The 16,240-nt window shown below is 48.7% G+C and carries 16 protein-coding genes; 15 read left to right on the top strand and 1 reads right to left on the bottom strand.

Going from position 1 to position 16,240, the window contains the following annotated elements:
* Positions 1-815: 815 nt before the first annotated feature.
* The 12 genes from OKC28_RS10525 (at position 816) to OKC28_RS10470 (ending at position 12,211) form a co-directional block, all read left to right on the top strand.
* Positions 816-1,868 carry a trypsin-like serine protease gene (locus tag OKC28_RS10525; RefSeq protein WP_088814055.1) on the top strand — a complete coding sequence of 351 codons (1,053 nt, stop codon included), beginning with the start codon at positions 816-818 and terminating at the stop codon, positions 1,866-1,868.
* A 283-nt stretch (positions 1,869-2,151) separates the two neighbouring features.
* The gene (locus OKC28_RS10520) at positions 2,152-2,529 is read left to right on the top strand and encodes an integrative conjugative element protein, RAQPRD family (protein WP_088814057.1); all 378 of its coding nucleotides are present in this window, start codon (positions 2,152-2,154) and stop codon (positions 2,527-2,529) included.
* A gap of 281 nt (positions 2,530-2,810) precedes the next feature.
* Positions 2,811-3,185 carry a DUF2976 domain-containing protein gene (locus OKC28_RS10515; RefSeq protein ID WP_157669174.1) on the top strand — a complete coding sequence of 125 codons (375 nt, stop codon included), beginning with the start codon at positions 2,811-2,813 and terminating at the stop codon, positions 3,183-3,185.
* A 55-nt stretch (positions 3,186-3,240) separates the two neighbouring features.
* Entirely contained in the window at positions 3,241-3,582 is a 342-nt protein-coding gene (locus tag OKC28_RS10510; protein ID WP_157669175.1) for a DUF2976 domain-containing protein, read from the top strand.
* The gene (locus tag OKC28_RS10505; RefSeq protein WP_157669176.1) at positions 3,554-3,991 is read left to right on the top strand and encodes a DUF3487 family protein; all 438 of its coding nucleotides are present in this window, start codon (positions 3,554-3,556) and stop codon (positions 3,989-3,991) included. Before OKC28_RS10510 ends, OKC28_RS10505 begins: the two co-directional genes overlap by 29 nt.
* 2 nt (positions 3,992-3,993) lie before the next feature.
* A complete protein-coding gene (locus OKC28_RS10500) occupies positions 3,994-4,644 on the top strand; it encodes a DUF2895 family protein (RefSeq protein WP_088814065.1) in 651 nt (216 codons plus the stop codon).
* 2 nt (positions 4,645-4,646) lie between these two features.
* Complete coding sequence (locus OKC28_RS10495) at positions 4,647-5,579, top strand: TIGR03749 family integrating conjugative element protein (RefSeq protein ID WP_088814066.1); 933 nt, start codon at positions 4,647-4,649, stop codon at positions 5,577-5,579.
* Positions 5,576-7,096, top strand: a complete 1,521-nt coding sequence (locus OKC28_RS10490) for a TIGR03752 family integrating conjugative element protein (RefSeq protein ID WP_088814068.1) — start codon at positions 5,576-5,578, stop codon at positions 7,094-7,096. Before OKC28_RS10495 ends, OKC28_RS10490 begins: the two co-directional genes overlap by 4 nt.
* Positions 7,050-7,496: a hypothetical protein gene (locus OKC28_RS10485; RefSeq protein WP_157669177.1), complete on the top strand. Its 447-nt coding sequence runs from the start codon at positions 7,050-7,052 to the stop codon at positions 7,494-7,496. Before OKC28_RS10490 ends, OKC28_RS10485 begins: the two co-directional genes overlap by 47 nt.
* Before the next feature lie 9 nt (positions 7,497-7,505).
* Entirely contained in the window at positions 7,506-10,478 is a 2,973-nt protein-coding gene (locus OKC28_RS10480) for a conjugative transfer ATPase (protein ID WP_088814070.1), read from the top strand.
* 181 nt (positions 10,479-10,659) lie between these two features.
* A complete protein-coding gene (locus OKC28_RS10475; protein ID WP_088814072.1) occupies positions 10,660-11,142 on the top strand; it encodes a DUF1525 domain-containing protein in 483 nt (160 codons plus the stop codon).
* The gene (locus OKC28_RS10470; protein WP_157669178.1) at positions 11,135-12,211 is read left to right on the top strand and encodes a TraU family protein; all 1,077 of its coding nucleotides are present in this window, start codon (positions 11,135-11,137) and stop codon (positions 12,209-12,211) included. The genes OKC28_RS10475 and OKC28_RS10470 overlap by 8 nt, the downstream gene beginning before the upstream one ends.
* A 313-nt stretch (positions 12,212-12,524) precedes the next feature.
* On the opposite strand, the gene OKC28_RS10465 is transcribed toward OKC28_RS10470, so the two are convergent.
* Positions 12,525-12,842, bottom strand: a complete 318-nt coding sequence (locus tag OKC28_RS10465) for a hypothetical protein (protein WP_088814077.1) — start codon at positions 12,840-12,842, stop codon at positions 12,525-12,527.
* A gap of 146 nt (positions 12,843-12,988) precedes the next feature.
* Between OKC28_RS10465 and OKC28_RS10460 the strand changes: the two genes are divergently transcribed.
* From OKC28_RS10460 to OKC28_RS10450, 3 genes are all read left to right on the top strand, one after another.
* A complete protein-coding gene (locus OKC28_RS10460) occupies positions 12,989-14,329 on the top strand; it encodes a hypothetical protein (RefSeq protein WP_088814078.1) in 1,341 nt (446 codons plus the stop codon).
* Positions 14,330-14,390: 61 nt separating this feature from the next.
* Complete coding sequence (locus OKC28_RS10455) at positions 14,391-14,678, top strand: hypothetical protein (protein WP_088814079.1); 288 nt, start codon at positions 14,391-14,393, stop codon at positions 14,676-14,678.
* Positions 14,678-16,201, top strand: a complete 1,524-nt coding sequence (locus OKC28_RS10450; protein ID WP_088814080.1) for a conjugal transfer protein TraG N-terminal domain-containing protein — start codon at positions 14,678-14,680, stop codon at positions 16,199-16,201. Before OKC28_RS10455 ends, OKC28_RS10450 begins: the two co-directional genes overlap by 1 nt.
* Positions 16,202-16,240: the final 39 nt, after the last annotated feature.

Here is a 16,240-nt window from a genome sequence, read left to right as displayed (position 1 = left end):
ATCCCTGCCTCGGAAAAGGGCTAGCGCCCAATTCAGCCACTTGTTTCGCTAGGTATTAATGAGGATCCGTACCTAGTGGGCCCCTGGCCGGTGGTTCTGGTGTGGACAGCCGGGCGTGCCAGTGCTGCAGGTGGTGGCGATCTTCTCGATGTCCCGGGCCGCCGGTCTGGCGGGACTTGGGTCGCTGCACTGGATGGCTCCCGTGGGGATCTGGCTTTGGTGTAGAGCCAGGCCGGTGCGGGGGGGTGGGATCAGGCGAGCCTGCTAAGAGCTAGGTGCCGCTGTCCAGCTGGTTTGTACTGTACCGAGGGGATACCATTAGTGTGGTTGAGTTGGTGTGGAGGCTGTCCGACTGCTTGAATGCCGATCAGCTCGGTACTGGCGGTTGGCCTCGGACAGTTGTCGGCTGAATTCTTGGGGTAGAACTGGGACTGCTGGGTGGCGCGGGTTAATAAGGTGGCCAAATTTGCATTGGCGCAACTCATGGGATAATTAGCACAGATAAGCGGTTTGGCCGTTATCCAATAGCAACATAGGATGCTGTCCCCAGCTGGATAGACGGGCTAACCAGAGTAGGAAGAAACTTGCCATGGTGGCGCCAGCTAGGACGATTTCCTCGGCGGCATCGACATGTGGGTTAGAGTAATCAGCAAGGTAAATGGGGGGAACAGATTGCAAGAAGTAACTACGCTACCGTGGTCAGACTTGGTATACTTTATGGATCTACACAAGAACGAAGAGCAAAAAAGTATGGTCTGGCTTCTCAGCAGGATGCATCTCAATTAGAGACGAATATAATAAATCTGGATAATATTATGAGAACGTCATTGGCAATGAAATATAAACTTAAAAAAAGGGATGATATGAAAAAAACTGTTGTTGCCGCGCTGCTTTTGTCAGCCATTTCCCCTGCGCATGCAATTTATAATGGCGCTGAAATTAAAAAACCCGAGTTTGTTCGGGTTGGGGGGACCTGCTCTGGTACAGTAATTGCCGGGAAATGGGTCATAACAGCTGCGCACTGTGGTGATTTGACCAGCCAGACTGTAAGTAACATCGATGCTACTGTCGCAAATATTAAGCGCACTATAATTCATCCAATGCACGATGGTAGTGTACCGCGTGTATATGATGTTTCATTGCTGGAGCTTGATAAAATAATGCCAGCGACAGCAAAAGTTATTAACACCGAACCCGTGGTCGGTTCCAGTCAATCCATTGCAGGCTGGTCAAGCCTCTCTGGTGGAATACTGAAAGGTGCGTCCAATGAGACAGTAGGCAAAGCAGACGCAAGATGGTCACCTGATGCATACGAACTGAAATATGACACTGTAAACGGGATTGGTACCGGCACCTCGCAGCCTGGGGACTCCGGTGGCCCTTGTTATAATGAAACTGGGGTCTGGGGGGTAATTCAAGGATCTGCTGGTCAAGGGGATGGCACTTTCATTCAATCGTGCCAAGCATTTTATAAAGCAGAAACCACGGCATGGATGCTTGAAACAATCGCTGCATGGTCGTATCCGGCTGAGGTGAAAGGAGAGGGGGCTGTTACGATCAAGGTGCAGTCCTTCCACAAGGACCCGGAAGTTTTTGCCCCCTATACCGAAGGTGATCTCTCAATTGAATCGAATACCTGCAAAAGCGGGACGGCTGCACCTCTTGAGGAGTGCACCGTTGTTGTGAAGGGAAGCGGCAAGCTGTTCATTACAGGTAGCGACCCGGTTGAGGTGAATAAAAAGACAACGCCTGTGACCCCGACTCCGGAACCTACAGAAAATGGCGGTGGTGGCGGTGGTTCAACTGGTCCAGTTGGCCTGATAGGGCTGGCACTGGTGGCAATGGCCCGTCGTCTCACAGTTAAGTGAGGCGCCATCAGCCTGATATCTGTTGGTTCAAAATGACAGTATGCAATGAGGGAGGCCAGGCCTCCCTTTTTTATTGATAGCACCTTATGAAGCGAAGCATCCAAAGCTCTTGCCACCCCTGCTAGAAAACCCCCCCAATTTTAAGCGCTCATTTTATCCCAAGGCGCCGAGGTAGAATCCCATTGTGGATTGTTGACTGACAAACATGCCACGCCTCAGAGATCGCACCTACGGGAACTAGCTCTTTACGGTGCCACGGATCCAAGCAAATGGAGAGTGTTGAGTGAGATTGTTTAAGACGGTGATCAGCGTTGGGGTATTGGCGCTTTTTTCCACAGCATCGTTTGCCGATGCGTGGCAAGAACGTGAGATCCTGAGCCGTGTCCGTGAGCAGTTGATCCGGGTAAACAAGTTACTTGATGAAGCTGAGAACGCGGGCGTGAACAACCAGAGTCGGTTACGAATGGAGTATCGAAGCATTCGTGCTGACCTAAACACCGTCGAAGATGGGATCTTGCAATACCTGGCTGCGCCCATGGATCCTGCCGCCATAGTCCCCTTGGATGGTGGCTACACGGACTACCAAAGAGCGCATGCGTTACCCCGGCCGGACGCAAATTTGTCTCGCGAACGCGCATCACCAATGGGGTATAAGAAATGAGCGCTTCTTGTTCAGGTGGAAATGTCTCTCAATGCATGGCTGCTGTCGGAGCTAATTCCACATTCACCCAAACATCAATTCTGCTTCAAGGCAGTATGTACGCAGCTGCATTCATATTTATTCTATTCGTAGCCTATGCCTGTTATCAAGGGTTGGGGACGGACAAAGTAACATATTATGGGATGTTTAAGGCTGTTATTACCGCCGTAATATTGAGCGCTTTGGTCCTGCTAGTTGTTCAGGCAATAGTGCATTAATAATTTTTAATGAGGAGTATAGGGATGTCAATGAAAAATAATAGAAATAGATTGAGGGGGGTATGTATTATGGCTGCTCTCATGGCTGGTGAGGTTAATGCGGTAGGCCTGCCTACAATAAATGCCCCTGGTGGTTCGGCTAGCAATGACCCGTTCGCATTGATAGTAAACCTTTTTAAATGGGGGCTTACGATAATTTCATTTTTACTGGTTGCGCTCATGTTCATTACCGTCGTAAAAAACGGTTGGCAAAAATACCACCAACTGGGGGAGGAAAACAGTAAGGTCACTTGGCGTGATTTGGCCAGCAACCTGGTTGCCGGGGCTTTGCTGATCTGTCTTGGTGTTGCTATGGCCAACTATGCAGTTGGTGTGTTCGGTGCGAGCGCTATCAGCTAATTAGACATTTTATAATAGGCAGGTACTACCTGCCTATTAAGTTGGGAGTATGCAAATGAGAAGGCTTAGTGCGCAGGCTTGTTGTCTTACAGTTATTTCATTTCCTGCCGTTGCTGTAGGGATACCTACAATAACTCCTCCTAATGGAAATGGAGCCGGCGAACAGCCACATGATCTTGTTATCAGTCTTGTCCTGCTGGGAGTGAACCTTTTAGTCATGCTGCTCATCGTAGTTCTTCTGTTAACGGTTGCGAAGAACGCATGGCAAAAGTATCACCAGATCGGTGAGCAAGGTAGCAAGGTAACTTGGCGTGATTTGGTAAGCAATATCGTGGCAGGTGCACTTTTGGTTGCACTTGGGATATCACTTGGCGTTATGGCGCTTAATATTATTTAAGGCTGCTAAAATGGGGCGAGAGCACACAATACAGACTACCTTAGAGCGACTTGATAAAAAGCCGGCACTATGGAAAGGGCTAACAATTGATGAGTTGCTAATTGTCACATGTACTGCAATTACTATCTGTTGCAGTACAAGTGCAATTGTATTTTCCCTACTTTTTAGCATAGGGCTAATAGGCTTTGTTATTGGGATGGTTGTAAGCCTTGGCGTAATCCCCTTGATAGCAGGGAAGATTGAATCAGCCAAAAAGATGCACGGTCCCTTGATGTGGCTCAAGTTAAAGCGATACACCCAAAAACGTGGCTGGATGAAATTTGACGGGATGATGACAGAAAAAGTCAAATGGGACACTCGTCTGTCTAAGCGAAAAAACATTAACTACATTGGCCCGGTAAGGAAGTGATAATGAACAATGTATTTAGTCGTAATAAAGGTAGGGCGAGAAATGCATTGGATAGAAGCGATGCCAGAGTTAAGGACTGGCAGCTCGTATCAGGAGTTTTACTTTTCATCCTGATAGCTCACATGCTCATAAGTGCACTCCGTCAGAATGAAATTACTGTGCACATCCCACCTGATTTATCGGCTGGTGCACAGTTTGACAGCAACACCATACCAAAGCCTAATGTGTACCTTTTCGCTAGTGAAGTTGTCAGGTCAATAAATTATTGGAAAAAAAATGGCGACAAGGAAATGCCAGAGAATCTTAACCGCTACGCTTGCTATATATCAGAGAATGTAAAAAGTGATCAGCTCGCTTTGCACGCACTCCGTGTTAGCGATGGCCAGTCTGCAAATAGAACTCGTCGCTTAAGCGAAATTACAAATCTAAAGGATGTTGAAGGGTCAGTTTCTTCAGTTGGTGCGGGAATCTGGGATGTTGATTTGGACTTGCGACTGATCGAAGCGTTAGAGGGAACGCAGGTGAAGGATCACGCTCTCCGATATCGTGTTCGTGTTGCCGCTGACAATTCTGGATCTGTGTGCAACCCATTCAACATGCGAATCATCTCCATAAATCAACCTCTGCGGATTGAGTTTGAGGGGGGGGAATAGTGATGAAAGTAAGTATCCTTGCGTCTAGCCTAGCGCTCGTGATGTCCTGCTCCGCTTTTGCTGTCGAGCCAATTGAATGGCGCAGTAAGCCGATCAAGGTCCCACTGCAAGTTGGGGAGCAACGCCTGATACATTTTCCTGACCATGTTGTGTTCGGACGCCCTCGCTCGCTCGCCGGTAAACTTGATGCAGACAGTATGCAGGGAACGCTATATTTAACTGCCCAGGAAGAGTTTGCTCCGACACAAGTAAAGGTGAAGTTGAATGACTCAGGTGACATTGTGTTGCTCGAGCTCGTTGCAGTGCCACGGGCTGGCGCTCCGCTTGATGAAGTACTGATCTCCGTACCAGGGTCTGAGGCCGGAACAGGTGCTGTAACTGAGGCCTACTCAGGGACTGGTGCCGACTCACAGAAGTTGGCTCCGGTTGTTGAAAACCCCCTCGCTGGTACACCATTCGATACATCTAGCGATGGCGTCATTTCTCCAGAGGAAATGATTCAGTTTGCCGCAAGGGAATTTTATGCCCCTCCACGTTTACGAACCAACGACCCAAGATTGAACCGAACTGCACTAAATAGTGCTGAAGATATGAGAGATCTATTTATCGATACCTCATATGGTATTTTCGATGCGACTCCAATCGCTGCTTGGCAAAGCACTTCAGGCCAGTATTTGACCGCTATAAAATTGGTTAACCGTAAGTCTGCACCGGTCAAAGTGAACCCATTTCATTTGAATATGCAGTATGCGTATGCAGCGGCACAACATATCCAGCTGAATCAGAATAATGTTCCTGGAGACACTACCATGCTTTATGTAATCTCAGATCGCCCCTTCAGCGACTCCCGGTATGAAAGCCCTGCTCCATGGGCTCCTGTGGCGTCATCCAAACCTAAAGTGAATCAGTATGATCGCCTGGGGAGCAATAGATGAGTGGTGTAATGGTAGGGGAAAACCCAATGCTCAAAATTGGTGTTGGAGTGGTGTTAGTCGGCGCAATCGTAGTTGGATACAAGACCTTCACTGCTCCAGAGGATAACCATGCTGACACTATTAAAGCAGAGCAGGGTGAGGGTGAGGGTAAGGTTAAAATTGAGCGTAGGCACACACGCCTTGGTGCTGATGCGGATACCCCGGAAACATCTGTTGAAGCATTAGCTAAAGCGGTGACAGACTTGAGCTCTCGCCTAGTACAGGTGGAAGAGGGGAGTACCACTTCAAAGAACTTACAGCCTCCTGTTGCTCCGCCTGTTGAGACCGAAAACCCGACTATTATCGCTCTGAAGCAAGAATTAGACGCTCTGAAGTCGAAGTTGCCACCCAGCGAGAATTCAGAACCATATCAGCCAGCGGTTGAGACTGTCGTGGACCCTTACCCAGAACGAGCCAAACCAGGGAAAGACTTCGGGTTGGAACAAGATGAAGCGCCAGCAGGTAATGGAAGGAAAACCATTGACTTACCTACAGTGCCAAACCTCTTTAACCCGAATGGTAGCGGATCTCAATCTGTTGGTTCTGCATCACTCCCTGCAGATGGCGACGAGGGGGTGGAGTGGATTATCCCATCAGATGCTCAGCGAGTAACTGATGAACAGACCGGGAAAGACGTAATCAAGTATCCTAAATTTAAAGGTTCCGGGTATCGGAATTTGCACACATCAAGGAATACAAACTCAAATCTGATGACTCGCTCGGATGATGAGGAAAAGGATAGTTTGGTTCCGATTTATACAATTCCTGAGAACTCCAGTTTTCTCGGTTCTGTAGGTGCTACAGCACTAATCGGACGAGTGCCGCTGAATAATCAAGTAACTGATCCATTCCCATTCAAAGTTGTAGTCGGTCAAAAAAACTTGGCCACCAACGGTATCAAAATCCCAAATCTTCAAGGGATGGTTGTATCCGGATTGGCAAGAGGTGATTACACCCTGAAGTGTCTATATGGACAGATAAACAGCGTCACCTACACCTTTATTGATGGAACCATTCGCACTGTTTCTAGCAAAGGCAAAGAAGAAGGCGAGGGGCTTGGTTATTTGGCGGATTACCAGGGAGTACCTTGCATAACAGGCAAGTACATTACTAACTTACCGTCCTATTTAGCTCAGACAATGGGAATTAATACATTTGCCGGGATGGCTGAGGCATTTGCGAATGGGCAAGCAGAGATTACGAAGAATACTGATGGAAGTTCTAGTTCTTCAGTTGTTGGTGAAAGTAACAGCATAAACTACATGCTTGGGAAAGGTATCGGAAAGGGAGTCCAATCCGGTTCTGATGCTCTTGCTGAACGCCAGCAAGGGGCATATGACGCTGTTTACGTACCTCCTGGAACCAGAGTTGAAATTCATCTGACCAGCCAAATTGACATCGATTACGATAAAAAAGGACGCAAGGTATCCCATGTTCAACCAACAAATCACTATAGCAACAATCGTGGTTTTGATTAACGCCGCTCTTGCTGGTTGTGCTAGCAAGGACAATGTAATTCCAAAATCTGACATCACCGCAGAAATGGTGTTTGATCAGACCATGGGTGGTGGTGCTAGTGCACGGGATTATCGAATTATGACGACACCTCAGATGGTCGGAGTCCAACCTGACGTTGATGTGTATGAGTTGCATAACTCACCAAAACCACGTTATCAGGTCCTCCCTAACCCAACGCTGTTTATTTTTGTTCCTGCTCACCTGACTGGTAAGGGGCGCTCCCCAGTTCCTGCTTACATCACGGAAACAAAAATGTTTGAACGTGACGAGTACGCTCTACCTGGTGAGCTCTATCCGTTAATGGATACTCGGTATGATCAGAGCAAGATTGCGACAGATAATCAGCAATATCAAGACTAAGGTGAACTCGTGAGCTTATTTCAGGAAATTAAAGATATTTTTATTCCACAGGCTAATAAGTCATCTGATACGGATAGTCTGAAGCACAGCAATTATCGGCCTGAAGTTGACAACGAAACCAAAGAGTCTATTTATGTTGAGGAGTCCCGTAAGCCATCTTATGCTCGAAAGCTTGGGCCGGTCACGCAGAAACTGGTAGAGTCACATTATCGACGAAATCCAAATAGCTTTGCCGATAGGCTTTCAATTACCGAGTATCTAGAAGAAAGTAAAACCTTTATGCTTGAGGATTGTTATTCTCAAGCAGTAGTATTTGCTGCATCTCCAATTGCAACAGAGGGGCGCTCTAAAGATCAAATCGCCGAGCTTAGAAATACTCTTCAAGCCGCATTCAAGCAAGCATTTGGGATTGCCCATGGAGGTTCTGATTGGGTTCTTCAGATATATTCTTGGAAGGACGATGACCTGTACAGATATGTCGACGACATTTATTCATCAATCCATGAAGAAGTCCGTGATACTGAATTCACGGAACAGTTTCTTGATGTGCTCGAGGAGCATTTCCGTGGTGTTAACCAAGCAGAAGGTATATTTAAGGATGTTCAGGTTACGGGCAAGCAATGGCGTGGCCAAATGCGGCGCACTTATTGCGTAATCTACCGGCGCTGCACGAAGATAGAAATGGAGTCGGTAAGCTTCGACCCAATAAATGACATCAACGAGGTTGCGGATCGTTTTTCTCACCTGTTGTCATCTTCTGGCGTAAAGATCCGCCGCTTAGACGGCGAGACTGTTTTTCGGTGGCTAACGGACTGGTTTAATCCCAACCCACCTATTACTAACGGTGATCGTGAGGCCCTTTATCGGTTGGTAGGCTACCCTAAGCGGAAAATGGACAAGCCATTTGGATTTAATCTTGCTGAAAGTGTTTTATTTTCTGAGCCTATATCTGACCCTGATAATGGGTGTTGGTGGTTTGATGATATACCACATACATTCATGCGTTTTAAGGGGCTAACTCAGGCTCCGGATATGGGGCAACTGACAGGTGAGGTTTCCAAGGGTACGGGGAAGAATCAGCGTTCGAGCTGCCTCATGGATTCTGTCCCGGCCGGTGCAATGCTTGTTCAGACTATTATTTTTGTCAGTCCAACGAAAATTGACTCTCACCTCATGAGTTTGAGTTCGGCCCAAAAAGGGGAGACTCAGGAGGCGCAACGAGCACAGCAGGCCCTTAATGAAGTCGAAATTCAACGTCAGAACGATCAGGACGTATTCTATGCCTCGCAGGGGGTATACGTGCGTGGTGAAAACTTGGTTGATTTGCAGGACCGATGCAAGTCGCTCAAAAACAACCTCCTCTCCAATGGAGTCATGGCGCTTGACGCCTCCACAGACCCCTTGATCACGGAATCTTACCCGCTTCACTTACCTGGTTGCTTCCAGCCTGAGTTGGATACGAAGCGCCAGTACATGCAGCTCTACTACTCCCAGCATTTGGCAAACATGTGTCCGATCTTTGGGCGCGAGCAGGGAACTGGGAATCCAGGGCTCGTAGTATGGAATCGAGGGGGTGAGCCCCTTACCTTTGATATGTTTGGCAAAGACCGGGTGCGGGCTGCTCATGGCGTGGTTATCGGACCCCAAGGCTCAGGTAAATCAGCCTCGTTGAACTATATGGCTGCCTCGGTGATGGCAGTGCACCGGCCGCGGCTATTCATCCTGGATAAGGGGGGGTCGTTTGAGCTGTTGAGTGAATATTTCGCCCAGCACGGTCTGACGGTTAACTACATGCGGATCAATAAGTCTGCCAAGTTCTCCCTCTGCCCATTCCTCGATGCCGGCGAAGTTGTGAAGCAAATCGAAGAAGCCAAGGCGAAAGCTAAGGCGGCAGCAATGGCAGCACAGCATGAGACGCCGGCTGAGGATGAGGATGAGGATGAGGATGATGCACCACGGGATCCCCTTGGTGAAATGGAGCAGTCTCTCTACATCATGGTGACGGGCGGTAACATGGAGGCATTCGCCCGGATCACCCAGCTGGATAAGGCACTTATGCGTGCAGCCATTCTTGCTGCAGGGATTAAGAGTCTTCGTGAAGGAAAGAAAACGCTGACTCAGGATGTTCGAGACGCAATGCACGACATTGCGGAACGGGAGGCCAAGCTGGAACCTGACCAGCGCACTCGGTTAAAAGAGCTGGCGGCCTCTCTCGAGATGTACTGCACTGGCGAGCTGGATGCTCGCATGTTCAACACCGTTGGTGAACCCTGGCCTGATGCCGATGTAACTGTGCTTGATGTTGGCGTTTACGGTTCGGACCGGTATCCAGCTCAGCTTGCTCTTGCTTACATTGGCTACATGCAGAGAGTAATTAACAAGGCAGAAGAGACACAGAACCAACGCCGTGATGTCGTAAACATCGTGGATGAAGCTCACCTCTACACTGGTAACCCCCTTCTTGGGTACCAGATTGCATTTGCAATAAAAGTTGCCCGTAAGATTGGGCTTTGGATGTTGTTGGCCACTCAGAACGTAGAGGATTTCTCCAAAGGTGATGACATTAAGAAGGTGCTTGGTCTATTCGAGTGGTGGTTCTTGCTGAATATGGAATTCAAAGAGGTGGAAGATCTTAGCAAGTACCGAAATCTAACCCCTGAGCAGAAAGTCATGATCTTGAGCTGCTCTAAGCAGCAGCGGGCCTACACAGAGGGTGTTGTGATGGGGAACCCCAAGACCGTTGGCGAGATGCTGGTTCGCCAGGTGCCGCCATCAATATTCTTGACTCTGGCCATGACAGACCCGAACGAAAAGAGCGAACGGCGTTCCATGATGGAACAGTATGGGCTGTCATCCCAGTACCAGGCTGCAGAGATGATGGCCCAAGAGCTAAACCGCAAGCGAGGGCTAAAGATATGGCCTCGCAATCCAGACGCAGTAAGCCGCTCTCAACGCCTACAACGCCTACAGGAGGCTTCCTGATGACGCAGGCAAGATGGCCCTGGGCAGTCTGGGAGAGAGCTAGGGTGAAGCACACAGACACTCTGAACGGAGGGCTCGGGGCTAATAACACTACTGGGCAGCCTGCAGCTTGTGAGCTCAGCGCAACGGACCGCCCATCGATGTGCATAGAAAAGGTTAGAAGGGCCTGGAGGAACGGAAGATGCTAAGACAATGCCTGATGGCTCTCACCTTCTTGATCCCGTATTTGAACTCGCAAGCCAAGGCTACTGAAGTTCAGGTTACTCAAGTAGATGTTTTTACCGTGGATGGCCTTCGATATGACGTGGAAAGTGCTCGATTGGCCAAACAGTTGATAGTACCAGTGCACGTCCGGCAGATTGATGAAATCTACAAACTTGAGATGGAATTGAGTGCCGGGCTGCCAGCCTCTGAAGCGGAGGCGGCTGCAATCGCCACCAAACGGTTCGCGAAGCTGAGTAAAAAAAGTGTCCTGGAAAAGTATGCGACTACTGCAGAGTCTTTGACGTTGGCTCGGTCTCTAAATGTGGAGAAGGTACCTGCAGTTGTTTTTAATAAAAAATGGATTGTGTATGGCCTCGATCCAATTCAGGCCTACTCGGTCTTTGAAAAGATTCGGAGCAGCGGAGAGTTGAACGGCTCGACAAGGGGGAATAGTGAATAAACTATCTCTAGGCTCGCGGATAGCAATATCGTGTTTAATGGCCATATGTGGGAAGGTGATGGCCGTGGACGTCAAAAGTGCCATTCCTGACGGTGATATGAAGGTGGAAATCTTCGACCTAATAACGGACACAATGGACCTTGCTTGTGTCGACTACAAAATCAAAGGGGTGTGCTTCTGGCTTCACTGTGCTGGCCCGTACTGTCGGGTCAGAACATCTAGTGTGGTCAGCCATTACAACCCTGATGTCATAGTCGAGACAGTATCCAACAGGGAGGCTTACCCGCTCACCTGGTTGACGAAACCAATGTCACAAGTTACCGATCCACTTGCAAGGGGTTTGAATCACGGGTTTGATGTTGGGACTGGTGTCCGAGGTTCACCTACCGGTACTGCAACGAATAAGAACTTCTTCGATACGAATGTCTATGGAAACCCAGCCTTGCTCGGTTTTAGGGACATCGTGGGAAGCATGCTGAGTTTGTCGGGATTCTGTAATAGCGATGTCATGCCGTTCAACCCATATTTCGTTTCGACTCTTGATCCGGAATGGCGGATGGGACTTCTGGAAGCCCCTTTACTGGTGCTTCCATCCAACTTCAACCGCAAGATCTTTGCAAAGAGGGGCGATGCACTGAGCGGGGCTATAGGAAGTGCACTCGGTGGGTATGGTGATATAGTTCAGTCCAGTGAGAGATTCGGGCATATATTCCCCAGGATCGGGTCAATTGTTAATCCTAATCGATATACCGGTTCAACGGTAATTGCTCAACGGGCCGCGGATATTGTCACATCATGGAGTGCCCACATCTATCAAAAATTACCTGACACAGCTGGGACTGCCAAAGTGTGGGCTCCAGTCCCACCCCGTGAAGGGGATGGTGAAACTGCCAAATGGCAAAGAAACTATCCACGCGGAAAGACTGAGTGCAAAGCGTTCCCGGCAGATGCGAGCGAGGAGTTCAAGTACAGCGAGGATGACTTCTCTCCAACCCATAACTACCTATACACACTTTGGCGACGGTATGAGTGCTGTGCCAGGAGAGGAAAATTCCTCTATCGTATTTAACTAAGAAGGCCCCTAGCGAGGGGCCTTTTCTATTATCGGGAACCTGAAATCACGGGACCCATCGATACTTGCCAGCATGCCGTAGACAGTAGATCGTAAATGTCGGTCAGCATCCGGGTTGATGATGTGTGCCGAATCGACATGAATTTTTCGAGCAGGGCAACCGCATCGGGTTCATCAATGAATGGGGTAACACGCGCAACAATCCTCTCAAGATTACTCGACGCCACCACCTCACTGCTTTCTCTCAACTTGATGTATGCGCCAATAGCGAAAATGATAGCCTCACGGTCCAAGCAGAGTTCAGGGTTCATCACTTTTTAAATGCACCTCTCTGAACATGCCGCTGCTTAGCCTGGTGATCCCCTGGCTGCTTCTGGTTGATCAGCGCGATTAACTCCATCATGCAATAAAGCCCTTCAACCCGGGCAGACGCTTCGGCTGAATCAAGCTCTAGTGCCTGCAATTGCCCCTGGATCGCTTTCGCCATCTCTGGGTAGCTCATATCCCAATCCATCGGCACTTGGTAATGATCAGCCGCCAAGACAAGGTAGCTGAACGATTCGTGCCCGGTATCTGCACGCTTCAGGTCATCGTAGTAGACCGCCTTTGGAAGTTTGATTTGACCCATAAAACAACTCCTTCAATTAGCAGGGGCCACGGTATCACGACCTCGAAGCAATGCAACTTCCGGCAAGACGGATAATCCACGTCCATTTACGCACCCCATTTATCTGAGTCATGCAAGTTAAAATAGGCTGATTCATGAACTTGGGGATGATGATGCAAAAACGAATTCTATCAGTGGCTTGTCTACTTGCCTTGTTTAGTGGGGCCAGTTGGGCTGCCCAGTTTGATGAGCGAGCCGTAATAAATCAGCGGATTGGTGGTGGCCGGCCCATCGATGCACCATCGTCGACCGAACCATTTAGCAAAGCTTCTGCCGGCTGGAATGCAGATCTGTCCTGTTCTGCTATGAGCTTGAACAGTGAGTTGCTTGGTAGCTTCAACTCTGGCGCCTTCAAACAGTTGCAGTCATCACTGGTCGGCCAACTGATGGCTGCAGTGAATCCCACTAGCCTAATCGGGATGGCCATTCAAAGAGCAAATCCCGATGTCTATGACATGTTGATGTCAGGCAGTATGACGGCTACAGATGCTTTCAATGCCAACGTAATGACCTGCCAGGAGATGCAGCAAGGGGTTTTCGATGCATTGCCGGCAGGGGCTCTCAAGAATCTCACTGTGAGCGAGGAGTATGCAGAGGCCATCAAGAAGCACGCGAACGGAAACTATCAGCTAAAGGATCTCGTTTTCAAAGATGGTTCGGCCGGACGGAGTTATGATGACGGTAAGAAGGGCGTTGAGTTCGGCGCTGAGAAGAGAGGAATGGTTGGTAAACCGATCAAGGTAACAGAACATACCTCATATGCCGGGTTCAACGCACTGGCTGGACGAGCCGCGACCGATAGCTCCCCATTGTCTACATCAGCCACTAGCGCTATGGGAATGGGGGCCGCATTCAAGTCACCTAGGGAGGCAAACACCTTCATCTCGGATGTTGTGGGTGAAACCAGGATGTATACCGACAGTGATGCATCACCTCGTGAAGAGGACAGAGGTATCGGTGCCAAAGCTGCATATGCCAAGGAGTTCGAAGCAACCAATACCAAACTACTCGATCTTGCAAGGCGCCCTAGTTCTAGCATCATCGCCAAGGATCTCGAGAGTGTATCAACATCAAGCATTAAGATGACCCGGGATCTGTTGCTTGCGATTAAGCAAATTCATCCGACAGAACAAGCTGCCTATGTGGCTGCTCTGGCGACCGATATCTCTATGGCCAACACATATGAAAAACTTCTTCACTCTGTGCGGATCATGGACGCTGGTCTACGGGATGAAAGCGTGACGAACAACGAGGCTGTTCGGTCTGAAGCACTCCACAAGAGGGCGCTGCTTATCCAGGAGATGGATCTACTTGAGCGTGAACTTCGTTTCAAGAAAGAGCTCGCCGGTAGCGCTCAGATAGACATCCTGCGTAGAGCCAATCTGGAGAACAAACCTGGTTCGTTCAGAACACCAACAAACGAATTACCGGTTGGAACTGCAAATTAATAACTCCCTGTAGAAAGCAACGGCCTATCCGTTGCTTTCTCTAAAATCCCTTGGAGCTGAAATGAGAAAATACCTCCTTTTTATCTTCTATATACTTGCGGTTCTGTTTTGCTCGATATTGCTGATCCTTCTCGTGGATACCAAGAGCGAGGCTTGGCAACAGTTTTCACGTTGGGCCACCGTGGCAAAATGGATAATTGTGCCAAGCTTAATAATTGTACTCCCAAAAATAATAGAGCGTGTGACAAAAATGGAATTGACAAAAGAGGGGAAGAAATTGTTGTTGCAAAGCCAAATCCTTATGGGTGTTGCATTCACGGCTGTTGAAATAATGCATGGGGCGCTCTGATGATTGTGAATGAGTGGATAGAACCGTACACGCTTATGATGGGCGTGCACTCAATGGGGGTGATCACTGAAATTCTTTGTTCCAGCGGATTGGTTTATGCACCTTTTTTTGTTGCTATCGTTAAATCAATTGTTGAGGCAATGACTCAGGGCGTTGATGAGGGTAATGCCGGTGAGTTAGCGGTGAAATTTCTCCGAAAAGAGCTATTGATCATTTTTCCTGTATTTATTCTCGCTTTCGTTCCAATGGCTAACAGCCAGATGAGATTTGATGTCAACATAAGCAACTACACTTGTGATGGAGATCAGCGGATCCAGGCGCCCCCAACAACAAATCAAAAAATGATGATGGGTAATTTTCAAGGCGGTTACACCAAAGTACCGGTTTGGTGGCTCGCGGTTCATGACTATTCTTCAACATTTACTAACACAGTTATTGCTAATACTCCTTGTGCTGCGGATTTGCAGATGGCTTCTGTGAATATTCAGGCAGCTAATCTTGAGAATAGCTATGACCAGACCATTGCTGATAGCTGGCAACGTGCATGCCTCAGTCCGGCAGTTGGTGATGCAACCCGTAGAGGAAGCCTTGATGACTCTACCTGGGCTGGGTCCCAGTCACTGCGTGAGTTTTATAAGAAGGAGCAAAATACGGTTCTTATAAGCAGAGAGTCCGCTATCGCAGCAGGCTTGCCGGTGGGCCTCTCTGAAGGCGGTGAAGTGAGGCTAAATTGCGATGTCGCATACCAGCATATTGAGGCAGCCGCAGTAAAGGCTGCAAAGAACCAGTCACAAGGGTCTCTCGAAATACTGATTAACGCTTCGCAGGACTCAGAGACAGAAAAGAAGTTGGCGATGTCGAAGGTAGCCAAAGTTCAACCACAAACAAGCGCCCAATTAACAAACCTATTCGCAGGCGAAACCGACCACTCTGCTGCACCAGACAGCGCATCTGGTTACATGAAAGAAATGATAGGATGGTTAGGGACTGCGGTTGGAAATTTGCTAAAAGCGCCGGGAACGATCGTGCTGAAGAATACAACACCGATCCAGATCTGTGTAATGCAGATGGCCCTTATTATGGCAACGCCTATATTGTTGGTATTCTCTGGTTTCAACATAAAAACTGCACTTGCTATTAGCGCGACATATTTCGGGCTTGAATTCACCTTGGTCTTTGTAAACCTGGCCACCTGGATGGATAACACCCTCAACCTATTCTTCTATTCAAGCATTAACGGTGGTGTAGGGGCAGGCTCTGCAACATTTGTATCTGGGCTGCAAGAGAGCATCTTGACCAGAGTTGGTTACACCTCCTATGACTTACTGCCAAAGTTGTGGATGGCCCTCATGGCTTACGTAGGCATTAAGGGTGGTAGCCAGATGATAGGAAGTGCTTCTCAAGGAGTGGAGCAGAGTGTAAGCAATGGACTCAATACAGGCGCGCGCATCCAACATCAAGCGGGAAGCATGGCGAACTCTGCCGGCAAGGCATTCATGAAGTCGGGCGGTAAATCATCATGATTGCGAACCATTGGGTTGATCCGTATACCCTCTTGATGG

It is taken from the genome of Aeromonas sp. D3, from assembly GCF_027705025.1.
Taxonomy (GTDB): Bacteria; Pseudomonadota; Gammaproteobacteria; order Enterobacterales; family Aeromonadaceae; genus Aeromonas; species Aeromonas salmonicida.
Note: the sequence above shows the minus strand (reverse complement) of the source record. Positions and strands in the feature narration are given on the sequence as shown.